The organism is Methylobacterium sp. WL119 (assembly GCF_008039875.1).
Classification (GTDB): domain Bacteria; phylum Pseudomonadota; class Alphaproteobacteria; order Rhizobiales; family Beijerinckiaceae; genus Methylobacterium.
Genome location: NZ_VRUU01000023.1, coordinates 1 through 25,240 on the forward strand (window position 1 = coordinate 1; position 25,240 = coordinate 25,240).

At 63.3% G+C, this 25,240-nt stretch carries 18 protein-coding genes and 3 pseudogenes; 10 read left to right on the forward strand and 11 right to left on the reverse strand.

Features of this window, described 5'->3' with window-relative positions:
- Positions 1-117: 117 nt before the first annotated feature.
- Positions 118-537, forward strand: a pseudogene (locus FV227_RS11125) (TetR/AcrR family transcriptional regulator); the annotation flags it as partial.
- 168 nt (positions 538-705) lie between these two features.
- On the opposite strand, the gene FV227_RS28955 reads toward FV227_RS11125, so the two are convergent.
- The 5 genes from FV227_RS28955 to FV227_RS11145 form a co-directional block, all read right to left on the reverse strand.
- Positions 706-858, reverse strand: a complete 153-nt coding sequence (locus FV227_RS28955; protein ID WP_187274758.1) for a hypothetical protein — start codon at positions 856-858, stop codon at positions 706-708.
- Positions 859-1,091: 233 nt separating this feature from the next.
- Positions 1,092-5,261 (reverse strand): peptidoglycan-binding protein, encoded by a 4,170-nt coding sequence (locus tag FV227_RS11130; RefSeq protein ID WP_147858927.1) that lies wholly within the window; start codon positions 5,259-5,261, stop codon positions 1,092-1,094.
- Between the two features lie 242 nt (positions 5,262-5,503).
- Entirely contained in the window at positions 5,504-5,962 is a 459-nt protein-coding gene (locus FV227_RS11135) for a Mov34/MPN/PAD-1 family protein (protein ID WP_187274759.1), read from the reverse strand.
- Entirely contained in the window at positions 5,959-7,644 is a 1,686-nt protein-coding gene (locus FV227_RS11140; protein WP_147841145.1) for an E2/UBC family protein, read from the reverse strand. The genes FV227_RS11135 and FV227_RS11140 overlap by 4 nt, the downstream gene beginning before the upstream one ends.
- Positions 7,637-8,758 (reverse strand): cyclic GMP-AMP synthase DncV-like nucleotidyltransferase, encoded by a 1,122-nt coding sequence (locus tag FV227_RS11145; RefSeq protein ID WP_147841146.1) that lies wholly within the window; start codon positions 8,756-8,758, stop codon positions 7,637-7,639. Before FV227_RS11145 ends, FV227_RS11140 begins: the two co-directional genes overlap by 8 nt.
- Before the next feature lie 117 nt (positions 8,759-8,875).
- Between FV227_RS11145 and FV227_RS11150 the strand changes: the two genes are divergently transcribed.
- Complete coding sequence (locus tag FV227_RS11150; RefSeq protein ID WP_147858928.1) at positions 8,876-9,862, forward strand: CBASS cGAMP-activated phospholipase; 987 nt, start codon at positions 8,876-8,878, stop codon at positions 9,860-9,862.
- Positions 9,863-10,060: 198 nt separating this feature from the next.
- Here the strand turns inward: FV227_RS11150 and FV227_RS11155 are convergent.
- A pseudogene (locus tag FV227_RS11155) lies at positions 10,061-10,365 on the reverse strand (hybrid sensor histidine kinase/response regulator); the annotation flags it as partial.
- Between the two features lie 286 nt (positions 10,366-10,651).
- Here FV227_RS11155 and FV227_RS11160 point away from each other — a divergent pair.
- Genes FV227_RS11160 through FV227_RS11170 form a run of 3 tightly spaced genes read left to right on the forward strand, consistent with a single transcriptional unit; the run spans position 10,652 to position 14,410 of the window.
- Positions 10,652-12,088, forward strand: coding sequence for a DUF4173 domain-containing protein (locus FV227_RS11160; RefSeq protein WP_187274760.1), 1,437 nt, complete (start codon positions 10,652-10,654; stop codon positions 12,086-12,088).
- 31 nt (positions 12,089-12,119) lie between these two features.
- Entirely contained in the window at positions 12,120-12,821 is a 702-nt protein-coding gene (locus FV227_RS11165; RefSeq protein ID WP_147841160.1) for a response regulator, read from the forward strand.
- On the forward strand, positions 12,818-14,410 hold the full coding sequence (locus tag FV227_RS11170) for a HAMP domain-containing sensor histidine kinase (protein ID WP_246686447.1): 1,593 nt from the start codon (positions 12,818-12,820) through the stop codon (positions 14,408-14,410). The genes FV227_RS11165 and FV227_RS11170 overlap by 4 nt, the downstream gene beginning before the upstream one ends.
- 10 nt (positions 14,411-14,420) lie before the next feature.
- Here FV227_RS11170 and FV227_RS11175 read toward each other — a convergent pair whose 3' ends face one another.
- From FV227_RS11175 to FV227_RS11195, 5 genes are all read right to left on the reverse strand, one after another.
- Positions 14,421-14,861 carry a DUF2809 domain-containing protein gene (locus FV227_RS11175; RefSeq protein WP_147841150.1) on the reverse strand — a complete coding sequence of 147 codons (441 nt, stop codon included), beginning with the start codon at positions 14,859-14,861 and terminating at the stop codon, positions 14,421-14,423.
- A 677-nt stretch (positions 14,862-15,538) separates the two neighbouring features.
- A complete protein-coding gene (locus FV227_RS11180) occupies positions 15,539-17,230 on the reverse strand; it encodes a methyl-accepting chemotaxis protein (RefSeq protein WP_147841151.1) in 1,692 nt (563 codons plus the stop codon).
- Between the two features lie 390 nt (positions 17,231-17,620).
- A complete protein-coding gene (locus FV227_RS11185) occupies positions 17,621-18,607 on the reverse strand; it encodes an alpha/beta fold hydrolase (RefSeq protein ID WP_147858931.1) in 987 nt (328 codons plus the stop codon).
- Between the two features lie 958 nt (positions 18,608-19,565).
- Positions 19,566-20,537, reverse strand: a complete 972-nt coding sequence (locus FV227_RS11190; protein WP_147858932.1) for an alpha/beta hydrolase — start codon at positions 20,535-20,537, stop codon at positions 19,566-19,568.
- Positions 20,538-20,637: 100 nt separating this feature from the next.
- The gene (locus FV227_RS11195; RefSeq protein ID WP_147841154.1) at positions 20,638-21,000 is read right to left on the reverse strand and encodes a hypothetical protein; all 363 of its coding nucleotides are present in this window, start codon (positions 20,998-21,000) and stop codon (positions 20,638-20,640) included.
- 370 nt (positions 21,001-21,370) lie between these two features.
- Between FV227_RS11195 and FV227_RS11200 the strand changes: the two genes are divergently transcribed.
- The 5 genes and pseudogenes from FV227_RS11200 (at position 21,371) to FV227_RS11220 (ending at position 24,976) form a co-directional block, all read left to right on the forward strand.
- Positions 21,371-21,589 carry a hypothetical protein gene (locus FV227_RS11200; protein WP_147841155.1) on the forward strand — a complete coding sequence of 73 codons (219 nt, stop codon included), beginning with the start codon at positions 21,371-21,373 and terminating at the stop codon, positions 21,587-21,589.
- Between the two features lie 64 nt (positions 21,590-21,653).
- Positions 21,654-21,905, forward strand: a complete 252-nt coding sequence (locus FV227_RS11205) for a hypothetical protein (RefSeq protein WP_246686448.1) — start codon at positions 21,654-21,656, stop codon at positions 21,903-21,905.
- Positions 21,906-22,151: 246 nt separating this feature from the next.
- Positions 22,152-23,000, forward strand: a complete 849-nt coding sequence (locus tag FV227_RS11210) for a hypothetical protein (protein ID WP_147858933.1) — start codon at positions 22,152-22,154, stop codon at positions 22,998-23,000.
- A 298-nt stretch (positions 23,001-23,298) separates the two neighbouring features.
- A complete protein-coding gene (locus FV227_RS11215) occupies positions 23,299-24,030 on the forward strand; it encodes a hypothetical protein (protein ID WP_147858934.1) in 732 nt (243 codons plus the stop codon).
- 127 nt (positions 24,031-24,157) lie between these two features.
- Positions 24,158-24,976: pseudogene (locus FV227_RS11220) on the forward strand (IS5 family transposase).
- The last annotated feature ends 264 nt before the right edge of the window (positions 24,977-25,240 follow it).

The window sequence follows — 25,240 nt, forward strand, 5'->3', positions numbered from 1 at the left end:
CTTGAGCCTCATGGTCGGCGATAAACGATGAAGGGGCCCGATCGGGCCCCTTCATCGTTCAAGCTGCGGCCGCCATTGGCCTGGTTTTACTCCGCCACAGCGGCCTGGAATTGGTCCGCCCTTTACATATGGGGGCGGTTCCGGACGGCGAGGACGGCCCGTGAGGCCGTCGAGGCTTTTCTGAAGGACTCCGCAGCGGCCTTGACGGGCTCGGTCACCGACATTCCGCGCGGCTGCATGGTGACACTGTCCTCGGTCGGGAATGAGGGCCACGCCGAACTCGGCGATCTCGTGCGCTCGGCACGCGCCGGTACGCTGGGGAGCCTGCAGGCGTGCCTGGAGAGGGCTATGGGTGAGGGCGAGCTCCCGGTCTCCACCAACGTACGCGCTCTTTCCCGCTTCGTGCAGACCGTTCAGAACGGTATGTCGATCCTGGCCCGTGACGGCGCGCCCCGAGAAGAGCTGGAGGCAGTCGCCGATATCGCGATGGCAGGCTGGGACGCGCGAACCGCCAGACCTGTGGTCAAGGACGCCTAATCTGACTGGCGTGTTGTCGGGAGTAGAGATGGCGAGCGGGAGCCGAACTTGCACCGTCGACGACGTCACCGAAATGCGTCGATGCCACCATGAGGCATGGTCCCGCGATGAAGCCAGTGATGTAACGTCGATCCTGGCGAGAAACCGGCGGTAGTCTTCTCGATCAGCCTAAAACGTCACCGAGTAGAGGCCCCGCGGACGATCGCTGTAGGCATTGCCGGGCCGGTCGATGATGATCACTCGGTAGCGCTCGCCAAGGTCGTCCCCGATGCCGCGTACCAAGAAATCTTGGATTATGATGCCGGTGCCGTAGATCAGCACGAGAGCCGGTCCGCGTCCGCGGTCGACATCGTGCAGCCGCCCGCCGCTGACGGTGATGAACTCACCGATCGGTGGGGTCTCGCACTCGGCGTTCCGCGTCTTCGTGGCCGTATAGTGCGCCGATGCCGCGAGTGCGACTGCGGAGCCGCTTCGATCGGATCACGCATTCGTCGTAGAACCGAGTGTCTGACACTACAATACGGCGTCAAAGTCTCACGGGGCTTTCGTGCGTTTCACGGAACAGTCCATCGACTAGTGAAGTGCGAGCCTTGTTTGTAGCGTGCGATCTTAGGGCCGACCTCTTCGCAGAGCTCCCCAAACGCATCACGCGTCACACCGAATTCGGCATCGTTGATATAGCCAGTGACATAGCAGACATCCTGGTACTCGCCCTTGATGCGGTTGCGCATCTTGACCCAAGTGCTCACCAGCGCGGTCTCGAGAGGGCGGTTTTTGTAGAGGGCGGTGCCGTAATCCAAAATTCGAGTCTCGATCGACATGAACTCCCAGCGGTCCTCGCGCTGAGCCTGATAGTGTTGGGCAAGCCGTGGATAGCGACCGATGAACGATGCAGGCTGATCGCCAGTGACGAAGTTCCGTGCTTCGTCACCGAAGGTTTGTTCGAAGAAGCGTGCCCGTTCACTATACTGGGCGCGAAGGGCTCGTTCCTGCACGTCGCGCCGCGCGCTTTCCTCTTTTTCCTTCTCGCGGTCGAGCGTTTTTCGCTCCTCGAGCTCACGCTGGCGCGCGAAGATCTGCGCAGCGCTGCGTGACTTGTCCTGCTCGATCCCATTAAGCGTCTGGGCCACCTCACTCTGTTCGATCCAGAGCGGTAGGTAGCGATGGCTGAGGCCGTCCCGGGTCATGGCCTCCGTCACTGCCGCGAGGTCGGCCACCGACGCATAGACGGCACCGCACTCGCCGCGTTTGACGGCAATGAACGCCCCATCTGCCGATGTCGGCGTCACGACCGGGGTGCCAGGCAATTCGTCCCCAACGCGGTCGGCGAGGCGGCTGAGAATTGCGGCATGCGCCTCGACGGCGTCCGTCGTAACCTGGCACAGGGCGCTCGACGTGTTCGGCACGACCACCAGGCCAAAGCCCTCGCCGGTGCGGCCTCGAACCCGCGCCTCGACGGCATTGGCTTTGGCGGCCTCCGCCTGTTTCACAGTCGCGAGTGCCGCCGCATCGATGACCTCTAGGCGAGCGAAGAGGTTCCCGTTGACAGCATCGACCAGGGTGATCATCCGGTCGACTGGCTCGCGCAAGAGGCGCTCGCGCTCGGCAAAGATGAGATCCTGCTTAGCGAGATCGTTCGCGCCACACGTCGCGAGCGGCAAGGCGAGCTTGGCTCCGAGGGCCGCGCTCCGGTCTCGGATCTGGCGGTTGAGGAAGACGTCGGAGAGTGGCGCATGGAACAGACAGGCAGCCGCACGCCCGTCCTCGAAGACCAGTTCGCCGCGTAGGTTGCGTACCACCGACGGGGCCTTGCCGCTGTCGTTGTACAAGACGATGAGGTCGCCGCGGCCACCCTCGATCAGAAAGCGGCTCTTGGCTGTGATCGCGCGTGCGAGCCGTGCCGCCTCGTCGATGCGCGCGCGCTTGCCGGCATAGGCGTCGGTCAGCTCTTTCAGCCGCGCATCGGGCGTTTCGGCGGTGATTCCGGCGATCTCGGCGACGAACCCACCCAGGAAGGTCTGCAGATCTTGCGGGATCCCGCCCTTCAGCGTGGCTTCGGCCTCGCTTTGATCGCGCTTCAGACGTTCGACCAATGCGGTCCGGCTGCGCTCGGCCTGATCGCGCTCCCTCTGGCGCGCATCCTGCTCGCGGTCCCGGCGTTTGGCGGCGTCCTGATCGTTCAGCGCGGCTTGCGCCTTGGCGACCGTCTCTGGGGCGATCCAGATCGGGAGGTAGCGAAGTGAGACGCCATCCCGCGCCATGGCCTTGACCAGAGGGGCCAAGTCTTTTGCCGTGCCATAGACGGCCCCGCACTGCCCCCGTTTGACCGACAGGAAGGCTCCGTCGGTCGTTGCGGGGACCACGGTCGCGACGCCCCGAAGTTCGGCTTTCAGCAAGGCTTCGTAGGGCTGCAGAATCTGATCGTGAAGGGCCTTATCGCCACCCGCGATCCGGCAAATCGTGCGCGATCCGGTGCTGAATGCGAGGACGGTCAGACCATCCGAGGTTCCGCGTGCGACTTCGGTTTCGGCCTCGGCTGCGCGGATGCCCTCGGCCTGTCGTGCGGCCTCGATGTCGGACTTCAGAACCGTACCGCCGAGGGTGAAGACACCGGTATCGATGGCCGAAGCGATGGTCCTGAATAAGCTTGTCTGTGCCTGGAGCGCGCCCCGCTCGAAGGCGATGAGATCGGCGCTCTGGAGTTGCGCGCTCGAGCAGGGAGCCAGGGTTTCCTTGATCGGCGCACCGAGCGTGCGAGCTTTCGCAACGAGCTGCTCCAGAGCAATGCGATCGGACGGCGCATCGGGCAGCGCACAAGCGACCGTGTGCTCCGGATCGAAGACGAGGTTGCCATCGAGGCTGCGAACGACAGACACGGCGCGCGGTGAACTGTTGTAGAGCAGCAGGAGGTCGCCGGCATCGCCATCGACGAGGAACCGGTTTTTGTCGGTGACGGCGCGCTGGACCGCCTCAGCCTGTAGCACCCGGGGTTCGATCTGCGAAAAGCGCTGTTGGAGCGTCTCGGCGATCCGGGGCAAATCCTGTGGCGCGGCCCCCTCCGACTGCTGCATCAAGACCGCGAGTTCCGGGCGAAGGTCGTCCGGCACCGGTCCGCTCAGGAGCGCTTGAACGCGCTTGCGCTGTTCGTCGAGGTTTCGCTGCGCCTGCAACCGTGTCGTGCGGTCTCGCTCGTCGACTCCAAGATCCGCCAGATAGGTCTCGTAGCGCCGTGCGACGGCGTCGATGCGCGTGGGCAACGAAGGGTCCGTGACGATCGCAATCGATGGAGCGGAGGATGTTCCGCGACCAAGCCGGCTAGCGAGCGCAGTTCCGAGGAACCCGTCGCCAGGCAGCCCCTCTGCTTCCGCAAACGCCGTGATCGCCCGGCGTGTGACACCGCCGTAGACGCCGTCCGCGGTCGCGTCCGGAGGGAGTTGGCCGGCGTTGCGCAGGGCTTCCTGCAGCCGCACGTGCTCCTCGATAGGGCGTTCGAGCTCCTGGCGGGCGGAGGGAGGTCCGTCGCGACGGACGCGCCCTGCCCAAACGTCATTCTGACGCTTGTAGGCCGCTGCGATGCATGGGCCGCCTTTGGCTCGCAGCGCTGCCGTGACCTTGCCGGTTTCAGGAACACGACAGGCCTCGATCGTGCGCTTCACGAGGTCGTTCGATTCGGCCTTGAGTTCCGCGCCGGCGTCGGGCTTCAGGTGCCTCAAGGCGTAGAACGCCCGCGCCATTTCCAGATCGGTCCGTCGGAGGTTCGCATCCTCGCAGATAAGGATCGGAAGGGGCGTGTTCGCCCGCTCGCAATCGAAGGACGGACCAAGATCGCGAGCCGGAGACACCGACTTCGTGGCCTGTACGACGCGCGGTGGTTCGGACAGGGCCACCGCGTCCCGTCGCAGCTCGTTCAGGCGTTTGCGCAGGCTGTCGGAGGTGTCGGTCTTCGTGCGTGCTTCGGCCTGGGCCCGTAGTCCACTGATCCGATCGAGAGCGGCCAGCCGGACAGCCTCCGCCTGGGAGAGCGCGCCGAGGTTTCCGATTTCGCGACCGATTGCATCTGTGTCGGGCGCGGTCGGCCCGGTCCGCGCGCTCAGCTGCTGCTCGATGCGACCCTGGATCCGAGCGACCTCGGCTCGCACGACGGGCGAGGCATCGCGCTGGAAGTTCGCGAGCGTTCCCTTCAGAACTTGAAGCTGCTCGGACCGTCCCTGCGCCTCAGCACGTGCTTGGCGTAGCTCGCGGGCTTCACCGGTCTCTACGTCGGCGACGATGACCCGCGTGCCAGAGAAATTTAGCTCGATCGCTTCACGTGGCTCGATGGCTTGGATGCGGCCGTTGCCGTCGCGGTAAGCAAAGGACTGATTGCACGTGGTCGAGACCGACCAGCCGTTTTCATCGGGGGCGGTGCAACTGTATCCGCGTCGAAAATTCGGCTCGGTGAAACGCCGGCACTCTGTGAAGAACCCACTGAGCCGACTGTCGTCCGGGCCGATGCCGCGTTGGATCAATCCGGCGATGTCTGTGTTCCGCCGTGCCATGGCGCGATCCAGGCAGGAACGATCCCCGTTCGGCAGGCGACCCCAGGCCTCACGAGCGGCCTGTGATTGGGCCGCCCCGAGCAGTCCGCCAAAAATGTCGAGTGGGGTCACTTGCGCGGACGCGGACCCCATGGTGCTCGCCATGATCACGATCGGCCAGAGGCCGCGCATTCCACCCCAGGGCATGATCTTATCCCGCCACGCTCTATGAGCGATGTTTGGCTGGACTGAGCGACCTATTCAAGGTTGCAAATGACACAGCTGCGTGGATCGTATGCTCCAACAGAGGGGCATCACGAATGAGGTGAATGCTCCTTGGGGCAGCAGCGTCATGGTTTCAGGGCCAGTCAGACAGGGGTGACGCGACACGGCACCTAGCCCCGAAGGCGTTTTTCGAGGAGCGGCGTTTTTACAGGTGAAACACGACATTATGCAGCGTGTGAAACCGCAACTCTGCGTAGGCCTTTCCCGTGGCCCCAAGCGCACCAGACTGATCGACGTCCGACGATCATGAAGACGGCTGGATCGGTGTCGCGAGCCAGGATTGATTGCCAGGTCCGTAAATCGCGGGTTGATGGCGTTGGATCGTCGACAGGATGCGTATGCCATTCGCCGACATAGGTGTCCGTGCCGCTGGTGCTCTGCCAGGCGGCAAGGGCTGCAGCTTGGTGGCCGGAATCCTTACGATCGAACAGGTTGGATCGACGCACGTCGCTCGGCAGCGGCGTCGTGCACGCTGTGATTTCGATGTGTGGCCCGCGATGGCTGCCGATGAAGATGCCTCCCGCTTCCAGACCGATCTCGACCTCGGTCACGTAGGTTGCAATGGCTACCTCGACGGCCGATGCGAGCAGGATCAATCGGCGTTCATCGACCTGGAAGATCACGCGGTGGGACCGCAGGCCGGACATGTGTCGATTGGGGCGGGGCTCCCCGGTGGAACGGCGAGGCCGCGCTTCGTATCGAGGGTGAGTGACCGAAAACGATCGCCTGGATCGCCGTTCGCCCAATCGAGCACGAGGTCACAGGCGAGAGCTGCCGCGGCAACGGATCGCGAAACCGGGAAAGGGATGTAATCGGCGTCTCCGCATGAGACGTTGGCGACGGTCTCGGTTACGACCCCCGGTCGTAGCGCGGGAAACTGGGGCGGCCCGGCCAAAGACGGTTTGAGACATTTCAGGCAGGCCCGGTCTGGATCGCCGGTCAGGAGGCATTGAGCAACCGCACCGTTGCCGACCAACCAGACGAAGAGATTTGGCAGCTGCTCTGGTCGAGCGCGGACGGCGCGCTCGTTCAGAGCGAGCGACAGCGCTTCCTCGCCGGTGGCGTCGATCACGAGATCGTATCGCGCCCATGGCAGCGCCAGCGCGAGAACGTCGCCGCCGTGGCCCTCGATCGCTAGGGGTGGCAACTGCTCCTTGAGAAAGGCTGCGCAAGCCTCGGCTTTGTTTTCTCCGAGGAACGGTACACCGAGGACGTGCCGTCCAAGATTGCCACTCTTGAGTACGTCGGGATCGACGAGCGTCAGAGATCCGCGACCGGCTCCGGCTCCGCACTGGGCGAGCTGCTGCGCGAGGAAGCCGCCGATGGTGCCGCAGCCAATCAGCAGGATCTTCTTGCCGGCGAGGTTCTTCATACCGCCGAGATTCCGACCGAATAGATAGGCCTCATCGACATGGACACCGGCAAAGCGGTCGACCGGGGTCAGGGTCCGCTGACGCGCCATAATGTGCAGCAGTCGCTGACGTCGGTTTTGGAGGAACTCCGGTCTGCGCAGGTGTCGCGGAACGTCGATCTGATAGCAAAACAGGCCGTTGGGCGCACGGACGAGGACGGCGGCCGTGTGACCGGACTTCGTGCGCAGAACCGTCTCCAAACAGCCGTCAAGATCCGGGGCAATGCTTTTGAGCCACGTATTGAGCGCGGGCAGTGTCGTCGGCGGCCATGTGTCGTCCGCCGAGAAGGTCAGTGGCTGATCGACAATGACCACGAGTACCGGTTGTCCGAGGTCCCCTCGCCGCCCGGTATATCGATCGAGTCCACCGAACCACGTCCGTCCGGTCGTCACGATGAGAACGTCCCGCTCTCTACGGCCGAGCCGCACGGCGCAAATGCGTGCCGGTCCGGAATAATTCACCGGGAGATCGACGTAGACGAATGTGGTGCCCCAGTAGGCATTGAACTCGTCCGCGAAATCGGCGTCCGAGCGTCCATCAATGGCGTCCCGAAGAACGGCCTCAGCTTGATCGAGGCATTGCAGAACGGTGCCGCCGGGATCGTAACGGTCGAGGACGACGCTCCCCTTTGCATAATAGCAGATCGACCGGTCGACACCCTGCAGGTGCGGAAGCATACGATCCGGCATCACATAACCGGGGTCGATGCGGATGCGTGGGTATTTTACGAAATCGAAGTCGGTCACTTCGATAGCGATAGGGATCGCAGCGGCGTGTCTTTCGAGCACGCCGGCGTAGAACGGAGAGCGCGAAACCGGAGCCATGCGCATGAAACCGCGCTGCCCGAGGGCGTCGTGGACTGCGTGGCGTGCTGCGGTCCTGTCGTCAGCCACTTTGCGAGCGCCCAACTGGACGGGCGGGGACGTACGTCTTAGGTTGCGCGGCGACAATCGCCTCGGCTCGCACGGGGATGCTCACGAGATCCGGCCGGTCCGGCAGTCGGGGTCCGAACGCCGCACGCATCAGCGAGATCGCGCTCTGCTTCTCGTCGCACGCTTCCACCGCCTCCCGAAGGCGATCACGCAGTGCCTCGGCGGCCGCAGCTGTTCGAACCCGCTGCTCGGGCGACATGCGATTGAGGTTCTCGTCCTTGCTGGCCGGATTGGGCATGTCTTGGCCCAGCATGGCCGGCAGTCGCGTGACGATGCTCAAGAGGCGTTCATCCTCGCGTTCGGCTAAGAAAGGCCGGCGAATAGCCTCGTAGGCACTCCACACGCAGGCCATGAGCATGATCGAGGAGAGCTTGTCGTGGTCGAGGTGGTGGTGATCTCGCCAAGCCTTCATGTAGCGGCAGTCGCGCCGAAGCCGTTCGCCGTAGATATCGACAGCGTCAAGGAACCACTTGTGGATCTTGCGCGGGTCGGACGCGACCCAATCGTCGTCGCGGTGCGCGAGCAGAACCGCGTTCGAGGGGAGATCCTCCCAGCGTTTCGGAGCGTGATCGTGGGCCTTCTCCATTCGCTGCGCACGGGCTTCCAGCAACGCGAACTGTTGATCGGGAATGGCGTAGAGGGGGATGTCGACGTGGGCGTCGAGTGCGATCTCAAGGCGCACGCAGGTTGGCTTCTTGATGAGGGTCCAACCCTCGGTCTTCGCGAGTTCACCCAGGATCGTGTCGACGAATTCAAAGAATTGTTTCGCCGCCTTCGACGGTCGCTCACCCGTAACGAACGATAGCGGTAGATAGCAGCCGTCGTCGAGATCCTTTTGCTGGCTCGGTGGCCATGCGGGATCGTTGAGCGTCCGGTAGCTGCTGCTGCCTTGCGTGAAGAACCGGGGCTGTACGTCTGCGTCGAAGCGCTCCCGGGACGCCGCGCTGAAGGCGACGCGCAGGGACGCGCGGATTTTCCCTTTGGCCTCCTTCAGATCGCTATCCTCCGCTTTGAGGTTTACGAGGAAGGTCTCGGGATCGGTCGTGGTGTGCAAAAGTTTGGAGACATTCGCCATAGTGGCTCCTCGGCGACGACCAATCGAGCGTTGCTGTGCGGATGGATGGGATATCGCTAGGGTTGAGATTAAGCGATTCGCGGAACGGATCAAGAACCGGCGGGGTTTTCGTTCACAATGACGTTTCAAATCCTGTGCCTGAGTGGCGGCGGCTACCGCGGCTTGTTCACCGCCGAAGTGCTCGCCCAGTTGGAAGAGCAGGCGGGTCGGCCGATTGGTGAGTGCTTCGATCTCATCGCCGGAACATCGATCGGCGGCATCATCGCCCTCGGTCTCGGCCTCGGTCACCGTGCGAGTGCGATCCGCGACGCTTTCATCAAAAACGGCTCAGCGATCTTCCCGCCCCAGCGTCCGCCGAGGACCGGGCTGCTTGGCAAATGGGACAGCTACCGAGCCTATGTGGGCGGTCCGAAGTACCAAGCTACCGCGCTTCGGCAGACGGTGAAGGGAATCGTCGGTGAGGAGACCCTGTTAGGAACTGCGCGGACACGTATTCTGATACCGTCGGTGAACATGACCGAAGGTCGTGTTCAGATGTTCAAGACACCGCATCATCCGACCTTGACCAGGGACCAGCACCGCAAGGTCCTCGAAATCGCAATGGCGACCTCGGCGGCCCCGACATTCTTCCCGCTCGCGACGGTCGGTAGCAGCCTCTACGCCGATGGCGGTCTCGCAGCGAACTCGCCGGACGCCTGCGCCGTGCATGAAGCCGTGCATTTCGCGGGGCAGAACAGGGAGGACATCCGCGTGCTCAGCATCGGTACGACGTCGTCGAATTTTGGCCTGCCCAGGTCGTTGGGTGCCGATTTCGGTCCTGCAGACTGGATCACGAACGAGCGGCTTGTTTCGACGGTCTTCGGCGTACAGCAGCAGCTCGTCGACTTCATGCTAAAGCACGATCTGAAGGATCGATACTACCGGATCGACACCTTGACGTCAGCGGAGCATGCCAGCGACGTTGGCTTAGACGTTGCAACCGAGCACGCGCAAGGTACGCTGATCGCTCTTGCGGAGGGATGCTATCAGCGCGCCTGCACGGCTCCGCAAGTGATCGAGGCACTCGCGCACCGTCCAGTAAAGGCCGCATTCGTCCGAGACTGATAGCCTTCGAGCGGACCATGCCTCGACGCGAGATCAACGCGCGGCGGCTAGGTAGGAGCCCCAGCGAGGTCGAAGTGAGCTATCTGCCGTCTGGCGTCGTCTGCACGCTGACCGCGGCTCTCGATGAGATTTCGGGCCGGTGATGATCGCCGTGATGGCACTGCGGGGTTGCGGTACGACGGACGGAATGCGTGGGGCCTAGGACGGGTCGGGCGATGTGCGTTTGTGTTCCCTGCCGCCCTCGATCATCGAGCGGATCCGCGCGGCCATAGTTCGATGGCAAAAGGCTTCGTCAGGACCGCGATGCCGGATGCAAGCTGTCCGTTTCCGAGGATGGCATTCTCGGCGTAGCCCGTGATGAACAGCACGTGGCGATCGGGCCGGCCGACGCGGGCCGCATCGGCCATCTGCCGGCCATTCATCCCGCCGCGCAGGCCCACGTCCGTGACCAGCAAGTCGATGCGCACGTCCGATTGCAGCACCTTGAGGCCGGCCGCGCTGTCGCCGGCCAGGAGGTTCAGCAGGATCGCCGAGACGACTGCACAGGATCTGCACGAAGTCCCTGACACCTTGCACGGATCGTCCCTCATGGATGCCTGAGGCGATCGCATTCTGCGCCGGTGAGCTGTCGACGTCATCGCCGCCCCAAGATGCCATGGGGTGTGGCGGCGGCTGGCTTCGCCGCCAGCGTGCCCACGCTAGGCGGTCTCCCGACTTGCAGAGGCCGAAATGACATCCCCCTCCCTAAGCGCACCCACGCCGACAATTTCCCACCCCGGTCCCAAGCTCGTGCTCGCCGCCGTCGTCGCCCTGCTCGGCGACCGCTTATTCTACGTCCACGCCTTGGGCATTTCCCTGATCGTATTTTTGGCGGCGATCGCGGCTGCGGCCCTGGTGGCTGTAGGGTCACGGCTACACTGGCGTCGGTATGCCGTCGCACTCGTCCTGCTGATCGCGGGCCTCGCCCCGCTCGCGGAAAGCGTCAGTCTGCTGTCCCTCGGCTTCGGTATCGTTGGTTTAGCCCTGTCGGTCGCCATTCTGACGGGTGGCCTGGAAGGCGGTGTAGCCAGAACGGTCAAGGCGGCAGCTGGGATCGTTCTGGCCGGCCCGTTCGACCTGCCCGCGGACCTGTACGACGTCGCGCGCCGGACCATCGGACGCAGGCGAGCACCGCGAGCAGCGGTTCTGATCGGCTGGCTGATACCGCTCGCGCTTTGCGCCGTCTTCGCCGCGTTGTTTGCTACGGCCAACCCGGTCCTCGTGGGCTGGGTCGTGGACATGCCGTGGTCGGTCCTGATCCCGCGTCTCGATCTGCCGCGCACTCTGCTTTGGCTCTGCCTCCTGGCGGTCGTCTGGGCCTTCGTCGCTCCGCGCGGATCGGGGCGATTGGACGTAGCAGGGGCAGCGCTCACGCACTCTCCGTCGGTGGACGTCGCCCCCGTGCTCTCCGGTGTGCTCGACCCGACAGTTGTTTTGCGCTGCTTCGTCTTGTTCAATCTGCTTTTCGTCGTGCAGTCGGCTACCGACGTGGCCTATCTCTGGATTGGGTTCGCCTTGCCCCCTGGCGTGACCCACGCAGCCTATGCGCACCGTGGGGCCTACCCCCTGATCGCGACCGCACTGCTCGCAGCAGCGTTCGTGCTCATCGCTATGCGTCCCGGTGGCGTTGGCGAGCGCTCGTCGGCGATTCGCATTCTCGTCTGCCTGTGGATCGGTCAGAACGTTCTGCTAATCACCTCGGCGATGCTGCGGCTCGACCTCTATGTCGAGGCCTATGGGCTGTCGCTCCTGCGCCTTGCGGCCCTGATCTGGATGGCGCTCGTCGGCGTCGGTCTCGCGCTGATCCTGGCCCGCATCATACTTCGACGCGGCAACGGTTGGCTCGTCAGAGCCAACGCCCTGGCACTAGCCACAACATTATACGCCTGCGCGTTCGCCAATTTTCCCGGCACGGTGGCGGACTTCAATGCGGCGCACCGGCTCGACACAGGGCAGGCGTTCGATCTGCCGTACGCAGCGAGCCTCGGGGCCGCAGCGATCCCTGCCATTGATCGCGTGCTGGCCGATGGCGATGGACCTCTCACGGTGGACGCTCGCCAATGGCGGGGGAGGCTTGCCGCCGCCCTCCGGCAGCGGATGGTGGATTGGCACGCCTGGACATTCCGTGACCAGCGTCTTCTGAACTACCTTGCCGCGCATCCTGACGCGCCAGTTCCGGCGCGGTGAGCTTCCAATCGATCAGCACGGCACGCCAGACATGAACCGCAGCATCCTCGTCGTCGACGACGATCCGCACATCCGCGAAGTAATCTGCTTCGCGTTGGGCAAGGCGGGACACGTGACCCAAGCCGCCGATGGAGGCGAGGCGGCGCTAGCCGAGTTCGACCGGCAGCCGCCGCGCCTCATCGTCCTCGACGTCGGGCTACCGGGCATCGACGGTTTGGAGGTTTGCCGCCGGGTACGACGAAGTTCCGACGTGCCGATCCTGTTTCTCTCGGCTCGCGACGAAGAGATCGACCGGGTGCTCGGGCTGGAGATTGGTGGCGACGACTACGTCACCAAGCCGTTCAGCCCGCGCGAACTCGTCGCCCGGGTCGGCATCATCTTGCGGCGGGTCGAGGGACAACGTTCGGTCATGGAGGGCGACGGGGTCCTGCGCCGCGGTAGCCTCGTTCTAGATCCACCGCGGCACGCAGCGGCCTACGGCAGCGTCGCCTTGGCATTGACGGCGGTCGAGTTTGCGATGCTTCGGGCGCTCGCCGTGCGTCCTGGTCACGTCCTCAGCCGAGACCAGCTGATGGATGCCGCCTATAGCGGGCGCGTGCATGTCTCGGACCGCACAATCGACAGCCATGTCCGAAACCTCCGCGCGAAGCTGGCCGCGGTCGGCTGTAGCGACGCGATCGAGACCATACACGGCGTCGGCTTCCGCCTCGGACCATGCGGTGCGCGGGCGTGAGCGCCAAGAACATTGTCGCGCGAGCGCCGCGGGAAAAGTGGCGGCCGACACTCGGCCTCGTCGTTCTGGCGCTGCTGCTGTCTGTGGCAGCCCTACCGCTGCTCGGCTTGTCCTTCGTGCGACTGTACGAGAACCAACTCGTGCGCCAAGCCGAGGGCGAGCTGATCGGCCAGACCATGGTGTTAGCGACCGTGATCGCGCGCGAGATCGCCACGGATCCTGCGCGCGACATGTTGCTCGGCCCGGTCGTACCGAAGGCGGATCCGGCCGCGATCGAGCCGGTGCTGGATCTGACCACCGACCCCATCCTCGGTCGCCGCCCGAGCGCTGCCGACGCCCCGAGCCTCTCACTCGCCCCCGCGGCCCTGGGCACGCGCCTCGCTCCGCTCCTACCACCCATCCGAGCCGTCACGCTCGCCGGCTTTCGCGTCCTCGACCGCGACGGCATCGTTCTCGCCGGCGGTGACGAGGTCGGTCGCTCGCTAGCGGGTGTCGAGGAGGTCGCCACGGCACTGCAGGGGCGATTTCGGGCGGTCATGCGGGTCCGCATTTCGAAACATCCACCACCGCCCCTGTACGCGATCAGCCGCGGCACCAGCGTGCGGGTGTTCGTGGCGATGCCAGTGCTGGTGGATGGCCACATCGCTGGGGTCGTGTACGCGTCGCGCACGCCCGACAACGTCGTGCGGCTGCTCTACGGCGAGCGCGGCAAGGTCGTCCTTGCGTTACTGATGGTGATGGTTTTGACAGGGACCGTTGCCCTCGTCTTCACCCGGGCGATTGGTCGGCCGATCACGGCCTTGAAGGCGCGGGCCGCGGCGATCGGGCAAGGTGCGCCGGTCACCTCCGCCCCCGAGGCCCGGTTCGGAACGCGCGAGATCGCGGCACTCGCTCATAGTTTCGAGACGATGGCACTGCGCCTGCGCGAGCGCTCGGACTACGTCGCGACATTCGCCAACCACGTCTCGCACGAACTGAAGACACCGCTCACTGCGATCCAAGGGGCGGCCGAGCTACTTCAAGAGGATGAGGATGGGCTGGGGTCGGCGATGAGTATGGCCGAGCGGCGGCGGTTTCTTGCAAACATCGTAGCGGACGCCAATCGTCTAAACGCCTTGCTGCGGCGGCTGCGCGAACTCGCCCGCGCCGAAACTGCCTCACCTGCCGGGCACACGACTTTACGGGAAATTACGGCGGATCTGATCGCCCGTTTCGCGAAGATCGAGATCCGCGCCGAGGGTACGCTTGAGCAGCTGTTGCCGCTGTCGCCGGAGGATGCCGGCATCGTGTTCGGGCATTTGGCCGACAACGCAGCTCGGCACGGTGCATCGACCCTGCGGCTAGATGTGACGATCGCCGGTGACATGCATTGCGTACGCATCGTCGACGATGGTCGCGGGATCCCGATCCGCGACCGCGAGCGGGTGTTCGAGCCGTTCTACACCACGCGACGGGTGGATGGGGGGACCGGCATGGGGCTGAGCATCGTTCGAGCGATCCTGCAAGGACGTGGCGGATCAATCGCGGTCGTACCGGTAATACAGGGGACGGCGTTCGAAATCAGGCTGCCCCACCCTTCGAAGACTTAGGACGGTCTGCTTATCGCTCGCGGGTTTGAGAATGTGAACTTGCGGGCTGCGAGGTAGCGGCCCGTTCACAAAGAGCAACGAACCCGATCCCGGCAACGTAGGCCACGAGGTTCCAAACCGAGAAAATACGCCCGAGGAGCAATGCTCCCGGTAAGGTCAGCCGGAACGCATCGAGCCAAGGCTCGTGGTAAAGGCGCAGCATTTCAGTGCCGAGCGCCATGCAGCAGGCTAAGCATACCGTAGCCGTGATCGACTGGCTGGCAAGAAGCGCGGCGCAGAGGCAGTAAATCATGGCTGCCCACAGAACGGAGCCGCCGTACTTGAGCGCGAGGACATTGAGGCCGAGGGGGACCAAACGCCAGATAAGGCCGACGCTGATTAGGACGAGCGCGATGCCGAACCAGGTCAGGCGTGATCGCCCGCGCTGATGACGAACGGTGAAGGTTCGCAATGGATGATCACCTATGTCCGCGACGAGTATTCGATATATATATTCGGCGCATCAGCGCGGAGGTTCAGAGTTGCCCGCGGCTGCTAAGTTTGGCCTCGCTCTATGATGCCTTCATACGGTTTTCAAGTGGAGTGACGCGACGCCCCATCAGCTGCATGCCGGTCTCGAATGGAGGTCTCATTTGCTCAGGTGCGGTGCGTGGCTGGCGTCTGTGTTGCGGGGAGGGCTAGTAATCCAAACCCGACGCTTGGTACCCACCTGCGAAGTCTGCAACGGGTTGATTTCCGCCGGTCCGCTTTCGGACCGCAACGAACGTGAGCAGACGTTGCCGCCGCGCCCGTTCACGACCCTTCTCGGACCCTGGGGAGGTCCGCTTCCAGGCTGTTAAGGTAGAGGCCAACATCCGGGTTGGGTGGTCTTCCGCCGGTCTGCTTTCGGGCAGTAATCGATAGAAGCGGACGTCGCTCGCGTGCCCGCTCACGACCCTTCACGGACCCTCAGATCGTCTGCTTCTTGGCCGTCGGGGGGCCGGCATCTCGATCCTGCAGCGCACGCCGTCTTGACCATCCATCTCGCCGACCCACGGCCGCTGCGCCGCCGCCGGTGGCAACACGCTGATGCTGGAGAGCTTGCCCGACAGACGACGCGCCCTTTGAGAGCGCGCCGTCTGTCCCACTCTAGGCTGCGCGCACCGTCGCGAGGAAACGGCCAACCTCGGCGGCTAGGTGCTCAGACTGATGCGACAGCTCCGAGGCCGCCCCCAGCACCTGGTTCGCTGCCACGCCCGTCTGCTCCGCAGCTCCAGCAACGCCCGAGATGTTGCTCGTCACCTCACCAGTCCCCATCGCGGCGCGGCTGACATTGCGGACGATCTCCTGAGTGGCAGCTCCCTGCTCGTCGACCGCGGTGGCGATGGCAGTCGCAACCGAGCTGATCTCACGGATCCGCCCGGTTATGCCGTCAATCGAGGCGACGGCTTGGCCGGTGGAGGCTTGGATCCGCGCGATCTGCCCGGAGATCTCGCTTGTGGCTTTTGCGGTCTGTTCCGCCAACGCCTTCACCTCGGACGCCACCACTGCGAAGCCCTTGCCGGCGGCCCCCGCACGAGCAGCCTCGATGGTCGCATTCAGAGCGAGCAGGTTGGTCTGCCCGGCGATACCCGAGATCAACCCGACAACGTCGCCGATGCGCGACACGGCGGTCGAGAGCTCGTGCACCAGGACGCCGGTTTGATCGGCATCCGCGACGGCCGCGCGGGCGAGCTCCGCAGAGCCGGCGACCCGACGGCCGATCTCCTGAACCGAAGCACCCAGCTCTTCGGCTGCCGCCGCCACCATGTTGACGTTGGCCGCAGCTTCCTCAGCCGCCATCGCTACCGAAGTCGAATTCGAAGCGGTCTGCGCAGCGGTGCCCGCCATGGTGCGTGCCGTCGCCTGCATCTCGCCGGCTGCGGCATCCACCTGGGCCACGATCCCGTTGACCGTCGTCTCGAACGCCCGCGTCGTCGCATCGATCTGCTCGGCCTGACGCACCTTGCGCGCTTGCTCGACTGCGCGCTCCTCCGTCAGACCCCGCGCCGCCAAGGCGTTGTCCTTGAACGTGCGAACGGCGCGGGTGATGTCGCCAACCTCGTCCTGCTGCCGCGTCTCGGGCACCATGACACTGAGTTCGCCTTGCGCGAGCTTCAACATCACGGCGGTCAGTGGGCGAAGCGGGCGAATGGCGCGGTAGGCCCAGATCGCGAAGCCGCAGCCGACAAGGGACGCGATCGCGCAAAGCGCGAGCATCAAAAGGGTGAAGGCATGGGACACTGCGCGGACGTCGGCACCGGTGGCCTGGTTACGGGCCTCCTGGAGGTCGATGAAGCGGTTGATGCGCGCCAGCCACTCGGCGAATGCCGGCCGGGCGTCTTGCATGAGCATCGTCCGAGCTTTGCCCGTGTCGCCTGCCTGCTGACTTTCGATGACGTTCTTCATCAGAGGCAAGGTCTTCGCCTCAGTTTGCTTGATATCCCCGAGGATCGCGCGCTCCTCGACCGAGGTATCGGGTCGTTCGGCGAACATCTGGTCCATGCTCGTCGCCGATCGCGCATAAGCTTCGGTCAGGCGCTTGATATCGGCCAACACTGCCTCACGGCCGGACTGATCGGCGACAAGCGTAAAATCGCGAAGACTGATCGCTCGATCGTGCACGCTGCCACGGAAATTGATCGCGTAGCGCTGCTTGACCGAGTTAAGATCATTGATTTCTTTGAGCTTTTCGTCGATATTTTCGACCTGCACGATGCCGTAGCCGGTCAGAACAACCATCATCGCCAGCAAGACGACGTAGCCGGTCACAACCTTTGTGCTAAGTTTGAGTTTTGTCACGTTGATCCCCGCCCCAAAAGCAAGCCCGGGAAATCTAAGCCAGACACCTTAACTATTCTGCCGACGCTGAACCTCTATCATCAAACGATTTTTCAATGCAACTCTAGGCAGCAATCCTGCAGTGTACAGCTACCGTTCTGCGGCGCTCGCCTTCATGATCGTAGCGTTGATGCCGTCCGCTATGAGGCTGCTTTTGAGCTGAGCCCATGTTGATGCGGAAAACCGCCGCGCGCGTAGTCGCTCAAACGTCCGGTCCCTGAGCACCAGGGCTGAGTTGCAAACGACCAGGTTGGGTCGGTAGCCGAATGGCGGCTTGGGGTGGTTTTCTGACCGTCTGCTATCGAGCGACAGCTACATCGAAGCAGACGTCACCACTACGACCGGAGACCTTCAACGATGCTTCCTCGTCTGGTTCACGAAGGTGGCAAGAGCGTCGATGACACCAGGGGCGAGCGGGAGGTTCGCATCCTGATAAGTCGTAGCGTTCGCAGCTCTGTCATTCGACGTCACCGCTTTGAGGACATGATTGGTATCTGGCAGCAGGACGATCTCGGTATCTGGCCGAGCCTGATGTAACCGCTCCGCGTCTGTGAGACTGACCTGAATGTCGCGAAGGCCCTGAAGGATGAGCACCGGACCGTCATAGGCGGCGATGAGCTTGGTGGGATCGAGCGCGAACAGACTGATCAGGAAACCCTGCACCTCGGGTTGGAACAGCGGGCGCAACGCGGGATGGATGCCGTCGGCTGTGACTTTCTCCCCGCGCTCCAGCTGGGCGATGATAGAACCAGCCTGCTCGCGGATCGGCGCGTTGGCAGGGTTGGCGGCGAGCTGTTCGCGAAGGACGTCGCCGGCTTTGCGGCCGGGCGCGGACACGAGGAGAAGCCCGCAGATGTTCTCGGGCCGCTGGGCCGCGAGCATGGTCACCAAGCCACCTTCGCTGTGACCGAGCACCCAAACACAGGCGGCCCCCGTCTTCTCGCGGATGGTAGCAGCCCACAGACGGACGTCGGCGGCATAATCCTCCATGGTCACGGCATTGGCGTCCGGGACAGCTTGGGCACTCCCGAACATGCCGCGCTTGTCGATCCGCACGCTTCTGATCCCACGCGCTGCGAGCCCCTCTGCGATCAGCCGATAGGAGGAGGCTCGGACGCCGAGGGGATTGTTGCCGTCGCGGTCAGTTGGGCCTGAACCGGGGACGATTAGAACGACGGAAGCGTTCGGATCAGAGGGGCCGAGCAATGTTCCAGAGAGTGGCCCACCGGGACCAGCCGCTTCGATCACCCCAGGGCTGCTCATCGGCGCGGCTTCCAATTTCAAACCAGCGAGGAACGGTATTCCGATCAGGAGATAGAACCTCGTCCACATCCGCATTGCGATACCGTGGGGTCCGAGGTGTACATGCTAGAGGATGTATGCCGACCATCTCCTAAGCATTCGTTCGGGGAACCGTGGAATGACCGCTTTCGGGTAGCGCCAGCAATTGGCGGCGTGGCAGACATGGGTCGGGGACGGAACGTCCGCTTCCGGGCGAAGGGTCTGGGTCTGCTCCCCACCCCTTAGCAGACCATCAGGTTGCTATGCGAGGATGCACACAAGCGCCCGATCTGCCGGGTGCGTCAACGTTCGGCCAGGTCAACGTGACACCTCTTTGCTTAGCCAAGCTCCCCCTCGAAATACACACCAGTGCGATCCGCCAATACCTTTTTGCGATCTTCATGCTTGCGGGAGGCGCGTGCGGCATGATCGTAGTCGCTGCCGCTATATCCCTGCTGATCTGGCATCCTTTGGAGAAGGTCACTTGGCTTCTAGCCGTAAGCGGTCTCCCCTGCGGCCTTTTTCTTACAGCATTCGGTTCCATCACCGCCTGGAATTGCCTAAAAGATGCCATGCGGCCAGCCCCCGTGCTGATCGTTCGTGAGAATGGAGTCGAAGATCGTTTTGCCGAGGCTGTGGTCCCATGGTCGGAAGTCGCGCAAGCGCGCATCGTCTACGTTCGCGGTTCCTTAAACCACGTTCGCCTCAACCTTCGGACGCCACTCAGCGCCCGACAGAACCGGTTCCGCTTTGGACAATGGCACAGCCGACCGATGGTGTTCTGTGTCCCTTTGGTCCTACTGGACCTCAAGCCTCACGAACTCGCTCAAGTCGTTGCCACTCTAGTCAAAGCTCATGGCGCAGAGGTCTCAGCACAGGGAGGCCCAATGCTGCCTATCTCAAATGTGCATCTCGTAGAAGCGGGACGCCCGCTTCGGGGTGAAAGGCCATAGTCTGCTATCCACCCTTCCCGAACGTTCCGTGCGGTACCAGACGTTAGATCTGCAATTGGTATTCAACCCGCCTCGCGAACCTGCTCCGCGGCCCGATCGATAGCGTCCACGACTTCGCGCGGGGCGAGATGCTGGATCATGTGGCCCATGCCCGGAACGACGACGAGTTCGCTGTTCGGCAGTTCACTGTGCAGTCGCTTGGACTGCCGATCGACGTCGGCGACTTGATCGTCGCCGCCAACGATGATCACCACAGGGAGGGTCAGGTCGCGGTAGTGCTGCTTGATCTCGACGGTGACGGGCGTCATCAGCGCAGCGTCCTCCGCCGAGGCGCGCAGCTGCAACGGGCGCAGCATCATCGCCTTCGGGAACTCTCGGTCGAAGCGGTCCGTGACCGCAGCCGGCGCGAACATCGCCTTGATCAAGGCGGGCTGCATGAGCCGCCCAAGTACGGGCGATACCGTATGGCGCATCAGGTCGCCTATGCCGGGGATTGCCACCGGTGACGTGAGCAGCACGTCGGCACGCAGCGTCGGATAATAGGACCCGGAGGCCAACACGAGGCTGCGGACGAGTTGCGGTGCCTGGAGTGCCAACGCGACCGCCACCAGCGCACCCCACGAGTGCCCGAGCACGACGGCCTGTGTGACGCCGAGCTGCTGGAGCGCTTTTTGGAACAGCGTGGCGTGGGCGCGTGGCGTCCAGAGGCCGCGTGGGCGATCGCTGTAGCCGTAGCCGGGTCGGTCGATGATGATGACCCGATACCGCTCGGCGAGGTCGTCGACGATGCCGCTGACCAAAAAGTCTTGGATCATCATGCCGTTGCCGTGGATCAGCACGAGAGCCGGTCCGCGTCCGCGCTCGACATAGTGCAGTCGCACGCCATCGGCGGTGAGAAACGCACCGATTGGTGGGGTCTCGTGCTCGGCGTCCCGCGTCTTGGCAGCCGTATAGAGCGCCGAGGCGGCGAGCGCGGCCGCGGACCCGACGAGCGTCGGTGCGAGCCAGCGGCCCGTGGTGGAATGGCGTGTCATGCGGGGATCCTGTTGGATTGCGGGACATGCTCCACGATCGGTTGGATCGCTCCGAAGTCATGCGGTGGGGACCCCGTCGGTACGGGGTCGTTGCGCGGCTCTACGGCAGTGCGCCGATCATGCCTTTTGCTTCGGTCATCGTGTCCTCGCACGCACGCTGATGGCCTTGGCGATCCTCTGCGACCGCCTGTTCGAGGAGGCGTCGGGCATCAGCCACGTGCGCCGAAGTGGAGATCATCGCGGCATCGCTGGGTTCGCCGGCCGGCGCGGTGGCGAGGGCCTTCGGCGAGTGGCTGCTGCGGAGGGCATGCCCGTCCTGAAGTCCGGTGACTTGGACGGCACCAGCACTGTCGAGGCGGCGTTCGATCGTGCCGATCTGCTCGGCGCAGGAACTGGCGTGAGCCGGAAGTTGGGTAAGGCCGAGTAGAACGGCCGAAGCCGCTAGGGAGAGTTCGAGGCGCATGGGGATATCCTGTGGGCTGCCGGGCAGCGGTCGGCAACGCAACAGGGGCCGCGCAACGCGAGCGTTGCCGGGCTCAGGCGTCCCCGTCTTGGGCGAAGAGCTCTTCAAATTGTTGCGATGCAATATGACAACGACCGATCGGACCAAATGATCCCCTCTGGCCGAAGAAACCTCGAGGCGGTGATCGTGCCGTGGCCGAGGGCGCACGCCGCCGGAACCGGGGCGCGATGGATCACGCGCACAAGCGACCACTCCTCAGATTGACGGCATCGATACCTGCTATCGATAGGATCTGTTTGCTTCATGTTGCAGTGCAGCGCATTTTTTTGTCATAGGCCGGGGCGGACCCGGCGTTCAAGGGAAGATGATCATGACCATGCGCGCCTTTGTTCTCGCCGCGCTCGCCGTCGTTCCGGCTTTCGGTTCGGCCCTGGCCGGCGAGCGGATCGACTTCACGCCGCCGCTCTATCGCGAGCAGGCGCGTCCGACCGCTTCCGTCCGGCCGGCGACCGAGATCACGACCACGCCGAGCCTGGTGCAGGCGTCGTCGGAGGCTCCGCGCCGCATCGTCGAAGCAACAGCCCGCTAAGATGTGATTGAACGGGATGTCTGAGCCGCATGTGTGAAGCGAAATCCTCTCTCGTAGATAGGCCATGCCTGCTTTGACGATCGCTTCTGTTCTCGCCCTGACCGCCGTCGCTGGCCTCGGCCAGGCGGAAGCCAAGGGCTGCATCAAGGGTGCTGTCGTCGGCGGCCTCGCCGGTCACATGGTCGGGCATGGCATCGCCGGTGCGGCCGCTGGCTGTGCCGTCGGTCGTCACCAGGCCAACAAGGCGACGACCACGAATACGGTGCCGACTTCGACCGCTCCGGCGACCACGACAACGACCTCGCGCTCGTACTGACCGTTCGAAGGGTCTTGTAGTCTGGAAAAGGGCCCGGCGTATGGCCCGGGCCTTTTTCTATTAGGTTGCCACCACAGACCTATGGTCAGGATATTTAGTTGTGTCGGATCGCTTCGCGGTCTGGGGCCGACGACCGGTCACAGAGGCTCTTCGGTCCTGAGCATCAGCGCGTTTAGAGCCGAACATCATCCTGTCGCATCCGGCCGCTCATCTGTGCGTAGCGGCCGATACATCGGGACGTCACAGATGGCACAGGGAAACGGCATGCGCAGCGCAGTCATCTCGGTGATCTCGGCCACGATAGCGATCGCACTGAGTGCACCGGGTCGCGCCGGCGAGGGCCCATCGGTGTGTCGGCTGGACCAATCGGGTGCACCCTATTCGCTCACGTTGACGACGAGCGCGGGCGAACTGGTGGTCGATGCTGAGCGCCGCGGTGATACGGTCCTCATCGATGGGGGGTGGGCGTCGGGCCGCACGTATCATCTTGACCGTCGCAACGGGTTCGACGTCCGCTATCAGAGCAGCAGCCGATCAATCGAGACGGTCTTTCCCGAAGGCCTGACAGACATCTCGATCGCGGCGGCTAAGCCGAGTGAGTACCGCGCAACCAGCACACTTCTGTGGGATGGCAAGGTGACCGAGGTCCTGCGCCCGGTCACGAAGGCCACGTATCTCGGCGAGGAGCCTGTGCGCGTCGGCGCGTGTACGTTCCAGACCATCCACCTCGTCGAGGAGCCGAAGGACGCCAAGCCGACCGATCCGGTCGTGACGACGCAGCGATGGTTCTCGCCCGGCCTGAACATGAACCTGCGCATGGTCTCGGATCGGCGTGAGACCGACGGCACGTCGAAGCGCGTGCTCACATCGGAGGCGGTGGCGATCGCCGAGCGGCCGGCGACCAGTCGCAGTGATGGGATACGCTTCGGTTCACCTTCCGCTGGGCCATGTCGTGGCCGAGCCGCTCGCCAACGCGCTGACGACATCGGTCAGAACGTCCAGTCCGGCTGCGATATCGGCAGGGTCGACGATCCCAAATGGCCTCCAACCGCCCCCATCCCGACACCGGATCAGTACCGATCCGATCGGTGCTAGCAAAGCCAGATTGATGTCGTCGGTCGTCGCGCTCTGGGCCATCCGCGCGATGGGGCGGCCAGACGCTTCTATGGCGCGTTCGAACACACACGGCCAAGGCGGTGCGGAAGCGATGAGCCAGGTGATCGCTGCCACGACACGACGAACAGGCTTACGCGCAATCTCATCCAGGGTATGCTTAATCAACGCACAAAAGCAGTACATTGACTATGGGAGCAGCCGTTAAAGCATTGGTCGTGACATTGCTTAGAGCGGTATTTATAATGATGTTCACTCCCTCAAGGTAGGATCGTACGTCGTGTATCGGTTGTGGTGTTTCGCAATCTGCATCCTGCTCGGACTGGATGAAATCAGCAGCGCCTATGCCGGGCCAAACGGTGAGTATCTACCAGCTGGATCAGCGCAGATAGAATCTAAATTTGATTACCAAAGCGGGAAGGAGGACGGGACATTTTACCTTTCCGTCAAAATGCCAGGGTCCTATGCAACGGCTCGTATTCGATGCAATCTACGCTTCGGTAAATACTCTGTGTTCAAAATGGATCGGCGCATATCAAACACCGGTATCACACAATATGTCTTTGGAAAATTTCACGTGCCTATGAAGCACCTCCTTGATGAAATGGAAACAAAACCTTTTCCTTATTTTGATGCTCATTGCAAAACGGGCCAAATCGTTGTGGCTACCCACCTGACGGCGAATATCGTGGGAGTACCACCGTCCGTGTTCGTGCAGAGCGTTGAACAAAATGAAAAGGGCAATATAAAAAGTTTGACGCTTGGGACTGCGGGCCGCCCGTTGTTGAACCATCCCAACCCTCGCATTGGTAGGAGCGAAATTTCTGCTATTGATAAAGATCATCCATTTTACACATGCGCGATATATTCGGAGGGAGGCTTAGTCGTTATTGCTGAAGCACATAGGGAATACGAGGGCGACGTTCCAGGCAAGTTAAAGATCAAGCTTGACCGCGCGATTGTTCGGTTTGATGGCATGCAATGCCAACTCGGCGGAGTTAATATCAATTAGATGAGCGCCTCCACTCACGTTTCGCTCTCAAACCCCGTTTCATAATGGGCAGAACAGCTTAGCTATTGGGTGAGCGGCGAGCATCGCGGGCGTTGGGAGAGTGTCTGACGCTCACCCAGGAACCCCGATGTGGACGCCCGCCGCCCGCGCCGAGCTTGCGCGCGAGAGCCTGCCCTACGCAACCAATCTCAGCGATACCGAGTGGGCGGTGCTTGCGCCGCTTCTGCCTGCGCCGTCCAGCACAAGCCGCCCATGACGCCGGCCCCTGCGCGCGGTCTTCGACGGCATCCTGTACGTCCTGCGGACAGGATGCGCGTGGCGGCATCTGCCGCTGGACTTCCCGCCGTGGAGCACGGTGCATCGCTGGTTCTTGCGTCTCTCGCAGACAGGCGTGTTCGAGCGCCTCGCTCATGCCCTCACGATGGCTGACCGTGAGCGCGTCGGAGGTGAGGCCTGCCCGACCGGCTGTGTCGTCGATGCGCAAGCTGCCCGCTCGGGTGGCGTGGGGGTGGCCGGCAAACGCGGTTACGATCCGGCCCGGCGGGTCGTCGGGCGCAAACGCCACGCGTTGACGGATACGGACGGCCGCCTGCTCCTGGCTGCGGTCTCACCCGCTGACCTGCACGACAGCCATGGCGCGATTGCCTTGCTTCGCGTATCGCGTAGGCTGTTCCCCTTCCTGGCCCGCCGCTTTGCCGACCGAGCTTATCGAGGCGAGCGTGTTGGCGCGGCCACGACCATCACGGTCGAAATTGTCGAACCCAAGGAGGGCCAGAAGGGCTTTGCGGTGCAGCCCAGGCGGTGGGTCATCGAGAGGACGCTCAGTTGGATCGCCCGCTGCCGCAGGTTGTCTCGCGACCACGAGGCTACCCCGTCCTCTGCGCTCGCCTTCTTCGTCCTCGCCGCAGCCATGATCCTCGTCAGACGGATCGCCCGAGCTTTATGAAACAGGGTCTTAGAGGCGAGAAGGAGATCGTCGTTTGCGGTTCCGTCACTGCCAACCTTGAAGGAATCGGCACCATACTCCTCATTATACCTCAAAGGGTTGACGTCGCCGTTGTAGCCGGTCTTGTTTCCCTCGTTGAACCCCACTCGATTCGACGATAGTCCACCTGGACCTAGAAGGTAGTTAGTTACCGCAGGATGCGGGCGGCTGGGTAAGAAAACGGCCGCTAAACTTACAGCTAAATCGTCAGTAGTAGTTTTGAAG

Bases quoted from the DNA above. Each gene is read 5' to 3' on its own strand.
- FV227_RS11130 (WP_147858927.1), bottom strand. From the start codon at position 5,261: ATGCCCTGGGGTGGAATGCGCGGCCTCTGGCCGATCGTGATCATGGCG.
- FV227_RS11145 (WP_147841146.1), bottom strand. From the start codon at position 8,758: ATGGCGAATGTCTCCAAACTTTTGCACACCACGACCGATCCCGAGACC.
- FV227_RS11150 (WP_147858928.1), top strand. From the start codon at position 8,876: ATGACGTTTCAAATCCTGTGCCTGAGTGGCGGCGGCTACCGCGGCTTG.
- FV227_RS11165 (WP_147841160.1), top strand. From the start codon at position 12,120: ATGAACCGCAGCATCCTCGTCGTCGACGACGATCCGCACATCCGCGAA.
- FV227_RS11185 (WP_147858931.1), bottom strand. From the start codon at position 18,607: ATGCGGATGTGGACGAGGTTCTATCTCCTGATCGGAATACCGTTCCTC.
- FV227_RS11190 (WP_147858932.1), bottom strand. From the start codon at position 20,537: ATGACACGCCATTCCACCACGGGCCGCTGGCTCGCACCGACGCTCGTC.
- FV227_RS11195 (WP_147841154.1), bottom strand. From the start codon at position 21,000: ATGCGCCTCGAACTCTCCCTAGCGGCTTCGGCCGTTCTACTCGGCCTT.
- FV227_RS11200 (WP_147841155.1), top strand. From the start codon at position 21,371: ATGACCATGCGCGCCTTTGTTCTCGCCGCGCTCGCCGTCGTTCCGGCT.
- FV227_RS11205 (WP_246686448.1), top strand. From the start codon at position 21,654: ATGCCTGCTTTGACGATCGCTTCTGTTCTCGCCCTGACCGCCGTCGCT.
- FV227_RS11210 (WP_147858933.1), top strand. From the start codon at position 22,152: ATGGCACAGGGAAACGGCATGCGCAGCGCAGTCATCTCGGTGATCTCG.